Source organism: Pseudomonas sp. FW305-E2 (genome assembly GCF_058782925.1).
On the sequence record NZ_JBYSYE010000032.1, the window covers coordinates 1 to 9,400 of the forward strand.

The 9,400-nt window shown below is 60.0% G+C and carries 8 protein-coding genes; 1 reads left to right on the plus strand and 7 read right to left on the minus strand.

The window, feature by feature from the left end; all coding sequences use genetic code 11:
- Positions 1–124 precede the first annotated feature (124 nt).
- The 7 genes from cyoE to hmpA form a co-directional block, all read right to left on the minus strand.
- Positions 125–1,012, minus strand: a complete 888-nt coding sequence (cyoE, locus tag AC3WLP_RS20300; protein WP_003248596.1) for a heme o synthase — start codon at positions 1,010–1,012, stop codon at positions 125–127.
- An 11-nt stretch (positions 1,013–1,023) separates the two neighbouring features.
- Positions 1,024–1,356 (minus strand): cytochrome o ubiquinol oxidase subunit IV, encoded by a 333-nt coding sequence (cyoD, locus tag AC3WLP_RS20305; RefSeq protein ID WP_003248599.1) that lies wholly within the window; start codon positions 1,354–1,356, stop codon positions 1,024–1,026.
- Positions 1,356–1,982, minus strand: a complete 627-nt coding sequence (gene cyoC, locus AC3WLP_RS20310; RefSeq protein ID WP_012051225.1) for a cytochrome o ubiquinol oxidase subunit III — start codon at positions 1,980–1,982, stop codon at positions 1,356–1,358. Before cyoC ends, cyoD begins: the two co-directional genes overlap by 1 nt.
- A 3-nt stretch (positions 1,983–1,985) precedes the next feature.
- Entirely contained in the window at positions 1,986–4,004 is a 2,019-nt protein-coding gene (gene cyoB, locus AC3WLP_RS20315) for a cytochrome o ubiquinol oxidase subunit I (RefSeq protein WP_003248603.1), read from the minus strand.
- Between the two features lie 3 nt (positions 4,005–4,007).
- The gene (gene cyoA, locus AC3WLP_RS20320) at positions 4,008–4,949 is read right to left on the minus strand and encodes a ubiquinol oxidase subunit II (protein WP_003248605.1); all 942 of its coding nucleotides are present in this window, start codon (positions 4,947–4,949) and stop codon (positions 4,008–4,010) included.
- Between the two features lie 559 nt (positions 4,950–5,508).
- Positions 5,509–6,015 (minus strand): disulfide bond formation protein B, encoded by a 507-nt coding sequence (locus AC3WLP_RS20325; protein WP_012051224.1) that lies wholly within the window; start codon positions 6,013–6,015, stop codon positions 5,509–5,511.
- A gap of 456 nt (positions 6,016–6,471) precedes the next feature.
- On the minus strand, positions 6,472–7,650 hold the full coding sequence (hmpA, locus tag AC3WLP_RS20330; protein ID WP_012051223.1) for an NO-inducible flavohemoprotein: 1,179 nt from the start codon (positions 7,648–7,650) through the stop codon (positions 6,472–6,474).
- A gap of 154 nt (positions 7,651–7,804) precedes the next feature.
- Between hmpA and norR the strand changes: the two genes are divergently transcribed.
- Positions 7,805–9,361, plus strand: a complete 1,557-nt coding sequence (gene norR / locus AC3WLP_RS20335) for a nitric oxide reductase transcriptional regulator NorR (RefSeq protein ID WP_003248614.1) — start codon at positions 7,805–7,807, stop codon at positions 9,359–9,361.
- Positions 9,362–9,400 lie beyond the last annotated feature (39 nt).

Here is a 9,400-nt window from a genome sequence, read left to right on the forward strand (position 1 = left end):
GGTAAACCCGCTCCTACAGGAACCTTGTAGGAGCGGGTTTACCCGCGAAGAGGCCGGCACAGGAAAAATACCCAAAAAAAACCCCGGCACAGTGGCCGGGGTTTTCGTGAAACAGGCAGCAGTTTCAGCGTGCGTAGGTCATCAGCACATCCGCAGCGGTCTGGCTGTCCACCCCCATCATCACGCTCAGGGCAGTGACGGTAAGGATGGAGAAGCCGAACACCTTGCGGGCCCACTTGCTGTCGTCCTCGGCCTTGTAACCACCCCAGGCCATGTACAACCAGTACAGGCCCATGGCAGCTGCCACGGCCAGGTAGCCGAGGCCGGCGTAACCGCCGAGGGTGAGCATCAAGGTGGCGAGCACAAAGGCCAGCACGTACAGCACAATCTGCTTCTTCGCCGCGAGGATGCCACGTGCCACCGGCAGGACCGGAATGTTGGCAGCGCTGTAATCCTTGAAGCGGAAGATCGCGATGGCAAAGCTGTGCGGCATTTGCCAAAGGCTGAACATCACCAGCAGGGTTACCGCAGCCAGGTCGAAGCTGTTGCTCACGGCGCAGTAGCCGATCACCGGAGGCATGGCACCGGACAGGCTGCCGACCAAGGTGCCGTGCACCGATTTACGCTTCAGCCACAGGCTGTAGAAACCGACATAGACGACAAAGCCAATCAGTGCGCAGAACGCAGACAGCGGGTTGGCCTGGACATACAGCAGGCTGAAACCCGCCACCCCGAGCAGGGTGGCGTAGATCAGCGCGAGGGGCAGCGACATGCCGCCCTGGACCATGACGCGGTTCTTGGTGCGCTCCATCTTGTGGTCGATGTCACGGTCGATGCAGTTGTTGAACACGCATCCGGACGCAACCACCAGCGAAGTACCGATCACCACCGCCAGGAACAGGGCGAAATCCACATGGCCCTTCGAGGCAAGGAAGAAACCGCCTGCCACGGAAAGCACGTTACCGAAAATGATCCCCGGTTTGGTGATTTGGATAAAGTGCTTAACGGACATGCAGTCTTACCTCACTTGGCCAACATTTCGAAGTGGATGCTGAACATGATCCACAGCGACAGGCCGACAAGCAGAGCGATCACCAGGGTGGTGAACAGGAACGTCGAAACGTTGTTGCGTTGCTCTTTCGAGCGGTCCATGTGCAGGAAGTAAACCAGGTGAACAACTACCTGGATCACGGCCATGGCAACAATGATCAGAACGGTCAGGTTCTTCGGCAGGCTGGCAGTCATGGCCAGGCCGAACGGGATCGCAGTCAGGATGATCGACAGTACAAAACCGATCATGTACGACTTGACGCTGCCGTGATTACCTTCGTGATGAGTGTCGTGTGCGTTAGCCATTACAGAACCCCCAGCAGGTAAACGACGGTGAATACGCAGATCCAGACCACGTCCAGGAAGTGCCAGAACAGGCTCAGGCAGCTCATGCGGGTCTTGGCGGTCGGCGTGATGCCGTGCTTGTTGATCTGGTACATCATGATTGCCATCCAGATCAGACCAGCAGTCACGTGCAGACCGTGGGTACCTACCAGGGCGAAGAAGCCCGACAGGAAGCCACTGCGCTGCGGGCCGAAGCCCTCGCTGATCAGGTGATGGAACTCATAGATCTCCATCGCGATGAAGCCTGCACCGAACAGGAAGGTCACAGCCAACCAGCCCAGTACACCTGCTTTCTTGCCATCGAACATCTTCAGCATGGCGAAGCCGAAGGTGATCGAGGACAGCAGCAGGAACAGCGTTTCAACAGCTACGAAATCGAGCTGGAAGATGTCATGACCCGACGGGCCGCCGGCAAAACTGCCGGACAGCACCGCGTAGGTGGCGAAGAGCGACGCAAACAGGATGCAGTCGGTCATCAGGTACAGCCAGAAACCCAGTACGGTCATCTGGCCCGAGTCGTGGTGGTGGTCGTCATGCCCATGGTCGTGACCATGAGCAGCGCCGCCGTGCATTACTTGACTGGACATTGATTACACCCGCTCAAACGATTCGACACGTGCGCCGGCAGGCAGAGCACCTGCTTTGGCCAGCGCTTTCATACGCTCGCCTTCGATGCGCGCCACTTCTTCGGCCGGAACCATGTAGCCCTGGTCGTCACGTGCAGCGTGGCGAACGAAGACAGCGATGGTTGCAACCAGGCTCGCGCCCACCAGCCACCAGATGTGCCAGATGAAGGCGAAGCCGAAGACGGTCAGGAACAGGCCCATGAACAGACCGGTAGCAGTGTTGCTCGGCATGTGGATGGCTTCGTACTTGGCCGGGGCCTTGTACGCAACGCCTGCTTCCTTGGCTTCGTGCCAGCAGTCCAGGCCAACTTTCTCAGGCATGTGAGCGAAGTTGTAGAACGGAGGTGGCGAAGAAGTCGACCATTCCAGGGTACGGCCGCCCCATGGGTCGCCGGTCACGTCCAGGTTCTGGTTGCGGTCGCGGACCGAAACGAAGATCTGGATCAGCTGGCAAGCGATACCGAACAGGATCAGCACGGCGCCGACAACGGCTACGTACAGGTAGGGTTCCCACAGTGGGTTGTCGGAGTGGTTCAGACGACGGGTCATGCCCATGAAGCCCAGGGCGTACAGCGGCATGAACGCAACGTAGAAGCCCGACAGCCAGAACCAGAAGGCAGCTTTGCCCCACTTCTCGTTCAGGGTGAAGCCGAAGGCTTTCGGGAACCAGAAGGCGAAACCGGCGATGTAGCCGAATACCGCGCCACCGATGATCACGTTGTGGAAGTGCGCAATTACGAACAGGCTGTTGTGCAGGACGAAGTCAGCACCCGGAACGGCCAGCAGTACGCCGGTCATGCCACCGATGGAGAAGGTGACCATGAAGCCCAGGGTCCAGAGCATCGGTGCGGTGAAGCGCACACGGCCTTGGTACATGGTGAACAGCCAGTTGAACAGCTTCACACCGGTCGGAATGGAGATCAGCATCGTCGCCAGGCCGAAGAAGGTGTTGACGCTGGCGCCGGCACCCATGGTGAAGAAGTGGTGCAGCCATACAGCAAAGCCGAGGATGGCGATCGCGCCCGATGCGTAAATCATCGAGTGGTGGCCGAACAGGCGTTTGCCAGAGAACGTCGAAGTGACTTCCGAGAACACGCCGAAGGCCGGCAGGATCAGGATGTAAACCTCAGGGTGACCCCACGCCCAGAACAGGTTGACGTACATCATCGGGTTCCCACCAAGCTCGTTGGTGAAGATGTGGAAGTCCAGATAACGGTCAACAGTCAGCAGAGCGAGTGCAGCAGTCAGGATCGGGAACGAAGCGACGATCAGTACGTTGGCCCAGGTGCAGGTCCAGGTGAAGATCGGCATGTCCATCAGTTTCATGCCAGGTGCGCGCATCTTCATCACGGTGACGAGGAAGTTCACGCCGGTAAGCGTCGTACCCAATCCGGATAGCTGTAGCGCCCAGATGTAGTAGTCGACACCCACCCCAGGGCTGTACTGAATGCCCGCGAGCGGCGGATAGGCAACCCAGCCGGTCTTGGCGAATTCACCAACGCCCAGCGAGATGTTGACCAGCAGCACGCCTGCCAGCAGCAGGTAGAAGCTCAGGGAGTTCAGGAACGGGAAGGCAACGTCACGTGCACCGATCTGCAGAGGAACCGCCAGGTTCATCAGGCCGGTGAAGAACGGCATCGCCATGAAGATGATCATGATCACACCGTGAGCGGTGAAGATCTGGTCATAGTGTTCAGGCGGCAGGTAGCCTTCGGAGCCGCCGGTTGCGGCAGCCAGCTGGGTACGCATCATGATGGCGTCGGCAAAGCCGCGCAGCAGCATGACCATCGCGACGATGATGTACATCACGCCGATCTTTTTGTGGTCGACAGTAGTCAGCCACTCGCTCCACAAGTAGGTCCACTTGCGGAAATAGGTGATAAGACCGACGACAGCGATACCGCCGAGCGCGATCATGGCAAGCGTCACCATGACTATCGGCTCGTGATAGGGTATCGCCTCCAGGCTTAATTTACCGAACATCTCTTACTCCTCTGCACCGGCAGCTGGTTGCATACTCGATTCCACACCCTTGGTTGTGGCCAGATCTTTGCTGCCTGCTTCTTCGTGGCTACGACCGCGGTTCATGCCTTCGTACTTGTCGACGATCAGCTGGAACTGCTCAGGCGAAGCCTCGCTATACAGCGCGACCGGGTTGTTTTCGCTTGGTTTGGCCAAGGCGTCGTATTCGGCCTTGTCCAGCTTCTTCGGCGACTGCTTGACTTCAGCGACCCACTTGTCGAAGTCTTCCTGAGAGGTGGCAGTAGCCTTGAATTTCATGCCGGTGAAGCCAGCACCGCTGTAGTTGGCGCTGATACCGTCGAATTCGCCGTTTTCGTTGGCGATCAGGTGCAGCTTGGTGGTCATGCCGGCCATGGCGTAGATCTGGCCGCCCAGGCCCGGGATGAAGAACGAGTTCATCACGGCGTCGGAAGTGACGCGGAAGTTGACCGGAGTGTTAGCCGGGAAGACGATCTTGTTGACCGTGGCAATGCCCTGCTCCGGGTAGATGAACAGCCACTTCCAGTCCAGCGCGACCACGTCGATCTGAATCGGCTTAACGTCCGAATCCAGCGGACGATAAGGGTCCAGCTTGTGGGTGGAGTGGTAGGTGACGTAACCCAGGGCGATGATGATCAGGATCGGGATGATCCACACCGCGGCCTCGATCTTGGTCGAGTGCGACCAGTCAGGGGTGTAGGTGGCTGCCTTGTTGGAAGCACGGTACTTCCAGGCGAACGCCAGGGTCATGATGATCACAGGGATTACCACCAGCAGCATCAGGCCGGTAGCGATCAGGATCAGGTTCTTTTGCTCAATGCCGACCTGGCCCTTCGGGTCGAGCAGGGTCCAGTTGCACCCACTGAGTAAAAGCATGCCTAAAAAGGGCAATATGCCAAACAGTCTGGGGTAACGCTTTTTACTCATCTCACGACCTCTAGATCAGCTTGCTTCAATGCAATTTGTGTTTTGGTAGCCAACACTTCGTCCTGCCAAGTGAGGCATTTCGCGCCCGTACTCGCTCCTGCCTGGGGTCCGACTGCAGGACCTTGGCTTCAAGCGGGTTAGCGGTGCTTATGGTTTCGTAGGCAACAGGCCTGTACTTCAGACCAAGTCCATTTGGTGCGGGAAAACGCGGAGGGGTGTCCGCCCGGTATCGCCGTTGGGCGAAACTTGACGAAGTCAGCAAAAAGGAGCGCTGGGGCTTCCTTCAATCCTGCGACTCGCAAGCAGTGCCGAACGGAAATTGGGGGCGATTGTAGATAGGTCGCCAACCCTTGACTATGACTTATTGAGCAACAGTCTTTTACAGAATCCGTAACAATGCTGCTCAATAATTCAACTTCGCGACAGTTTGTCGCACCCCGCTTGCTAGGCCTCAAAGCCGCATTCTGCAAGGCCTGTGGGTTGATCTGGATCAAGCGGTGCGCAACTTTTCCCTCTTCTCATGCGGTGCAAAAGACCCCATGCAATTCGGGACTTTTGTCTAAGCCTGGCGTCGATTGCGGTAGATACCGAGCGGGACGAGGATAGCGGTCAGCACGAACGCCACAAGTGCCCATTGCGCCAGCGACAGGCCGAGGATCGGCGGATACGGCGTGCTGCAGAAGCCGTCGACCTGAAACGCCAGTGGCCACAGCTTTGCCAGTGGCAGGTCATCCACGATCGGCTGCAGGGTATCGATACCGCAACTGACCATGGGGTTGGCGAGTATATACACATGGTTGCCAGCCGCAACGATTCCGCCAATTGCACTGAGCACCACCAATGCCTCGAAGAAGGTCAGGCTGCGGCGCCCAGGCATCGCCGCAGCGATGAAGGCAAACACGGCAATGAACAGCAACGCATAACGCTGCAGGATGCACAACGGGCAGGGTGCCTCGCCTAGCACCACCTGCATGTAGAGGGCGCCGCCGATCAGTGAAAGGCAGATCAGCCCCAACAGCACCAGAAAGCGCCGTTCCCGATTCAGGCGCGATGTTTGTTCGTTCATTGCCGGTTCCTTCGATGGATAGTGGCAGCGTGGTCCGCCTGCCTGGGCGCAAGTCTACACGCTGGGCATGGCCTGTGAGCATGCCGAGGGAGCGTCGCGGAAGCACTGCGCAGGGCTATCCAGTGTGGCTGAGACCGGCCGCAACGACGTCGGTTCAACGCCGGGCGGCAAAAAAACGGCTGCCCAGGTGCCGCGCAGGGGCAAGCCCCTCGACACCCGGGAGTGAAGGATACCGTGATTAAAGGATGATTAAGGATGAAAGCGCAGCGCCCGGTTTCATCTTTCCTTTATATATAGGCAGAAAGGTGTGCTGCAGCTGGGGGACGAGCACTTTATAAGCCTGTACCGGCCCCTTCGCGGGTAAACCCGCTCCTACAGAGACGGCACCACATTCAAGACCGGTGCAATACCTGTGGGAGCGGGCGTGCCCGCGAAGAGGCCGGCACAGGCGCTATATCACTCCAGCGCTGCCGCCGGCCCGAAGAACTCGTAGCGGCTCTGCTGCTCCGGCACACCCAGGCCCTTCAGCTGGCGTTTGACCGCCGCCATGAAGCCTTTCGGCCCGAGGAAGTAGGCGTCCACGTCACGCTCCTGCGGCAGCCACTCGGCAAGCAGGTCTTCACTGAGCAAACCCACGGCGTCGGCCGCAGCGCCACCTTCCGGCTCGGCATAGCAGTAGAAGCGCTTGAGCTGTGGATGGCGCGCCGCCAGGCCATCGATCCAGTCCCGGAAGGCATGCACCGCGCCATTACGCGCACAGTGGATGAAATGCACCTCGCGCCGGGTTTGCAGTGCTGCCTGCAGCATCGCCAGGGTCGGGGTAATGCCCACCCCTCCGCTGATCAGCACCAGCGGCTTGTCGCTGGCTGCCAGGGTGAAGTCACCCGCAGGCGGGAACAGTTTCAGGGTATCGCCCACCACCAGCTCATCGTGCAGGTAGTTGGAGACCTTGCCGCCCGCCTCGCGCTTGACGCTAATGCGGTATTCCTTGCCGTCGCACAGCGCCGACAGAGAATAGTTGCGGCGCTGCTCGGCACCGTCAATGTCAAGTTTCAGACCGATGTACTGGCCAGGTTCTGCCTTGAGCACCGGCATGCCATCCACCGGGGCGAAGTAGAACGAAACGATCTCGCTGCTTTCCTGCTCGCGGCGTACCAGGCGGAATTCACGGGTACCGCGCCAGCCACCCTCGGCCTCTTCCTTCTCTTTATAGAGGTTTTCTTCAGCGCCAATCAGAATGTCGGCCAGCTGGCCATAGGCCGCGCCCCACGCGTCGATCACCGCAGGGGTGGCAATGTCCTTGCCCAGCACTTCCTCAATGGCGCGCAGCAGGCAGCTTCCGACAATCGGGTAGTGCTCCGGCAGAATCTGCAGGGCAACATGCTTGTTGATGATCTGCCCGACCAGGCCGCCCAGTTGCTCCAGCTGGTCGATATGGCGGGCATACATCAACACGCCGTTAGCCAGCGCACGCGGCTGATCGCCACTGGCCTGGTGGGCCTGGTTGAACAGCGGCCGTACCTCGGGGTATTCGCTGAGCATCATCTTGTAGAAGTGGGTGGTCAGCGCTTCGCCGCCGCTTTCCAGCAGAGGTACAGTGGCCTTGATGATTGCACGTTGTTCGGCATTGAGCATTGCAACAACTCCTGAGCCTGTGGCTTCAAATGACTGCCCCTGCCATTACAGCAATCGTGCCAACTTTTATCGCCAGCAAAATCAGGGGTTTGATGCAGGTCATGTCAAAACGACCCACCCCTGCGTATAGTCATATCGACCCATAGGAGTCCATATGACTACACAGCCACTGCTCACCACCCTCCTGCCTCTGGTCAGCGACCTGTCCCGCGATTTGCCCGACCAGGAACGCTACCGCCGCCTGTTGCAAGCCATGCGTGGCCTGCTGCCGTGCGATGCTGCAGCACTGCTGCGGCTGGACGGGGAATGGCTGGTGCCGCTGGCAGTGGATGGCCTTAGCCCCGACACCCTCGGCCGGCGCTTTCGGGTCAGCGAGCACCCGCGTTTCCAGATACTGCTCAGCCGCCCGGAACCCACCCGTTTCGCCAGCGATTCCGAACTGCCCGACCCCTACGATGGTTTGGTCAATGCCCCCGATGCCGACCTTGAAGTGCACGACTGCATGGGCTGCCCGTTGATGGTCGATGAGCGCCCATGGGGCCTGGTCACCCTCGACGCCCTCACCCCCGGGCAGTTCCAGAGCCTGGAGCTGGATGCCCTGCAGGCCTTTGCCAGCCTGGCTGCCGCCACCGTTACCGTGGCCGAGCGTATCGAGCACCTGGCCCTGCGCGCCGAAGACGAACACCATCGCGCCGAGCTCTACCGCCAGGCCAGCGGCCAGGATAGAGAGCTGATTGGCCAGAGCCCCGCGCACAAACGCCTGGTGGAGGAAATTCGTCTGGTCGGCAGCAGCGACCTGACCGTGCTGATCACCGGCGAAACCGGGGTTGGCAAGGAGCTGGTGGCCCAGGCCCTGCACCAGGCCAGTAACCGCGCCGACAAGCCGCTGGTCAGCCTCAACTGCGCCGCCCTGCCCGACACCTTGGTGGAAAGCGAACTGTTCGGCCATGTGCGCGGCGCCTTCACCGGCGCGCATGGCGAGCGCCGCGGCAAGTTCGAACTGGCCAACGGCGGCACGCTGTTCCTCGACGAAGTGGGCGAACTGCCGCTGACGGTGCAGGCGAAACTGCTACGCGTGCTGCAAAGCGGCCAGCTGCAGCGCCTGGGTTCGGACCGCGAGCACCGGGTGGACGTGCGCCTGATCGCCGCTACCAACCGCGACCTCGCTGCCGAGGTGCGTACGGGCAACTTTCGCGCCGACTTCTATCACCGCCTCAGCGTTTACCCGCTGCATGTGCCACCTTTGCGCGAACGTGGGCGAGACGTGCTGCTATTGGCGGGCTACTTCCTCGAACAGAACCGTTCACGGCTTGGCCTGAACAGCCTGCGCCTGAGCCATGAGGCCCAAGCCGCGTTGATCGCCTACGACTGGCCAGGCAATGTGCGCGAACTGGAACACCTGATCGGCCGCTCGGCACTCAAGGCGCTGGGCCAGCACCCTGATCGGCCACGTATCCTCACTCTCGAAGCCATCGACCTGGACCTGCGTGTGTCGGCAACCACGCCAGGCACGCTGCCCTCCCCCGCTGCACCGCTGCAAGTGGTCACCCCGCCTGAAGGCGGCTTGCGTGAAGCCGTCGATATTTACCAGCGACAGGTGATCGAAGCCTGCCTGCAGCGGCATCAGGACAACTGGGCAGCAGCGGCCCGGGAACTCGGTCTGGACCGCGCAAACCTGAGCCGTTTGGCCCGCAGGCTAGGGCTTCGCTGAGGCTTTTCTACCAAAGGATTAACCCAGAAAGCCATCTGG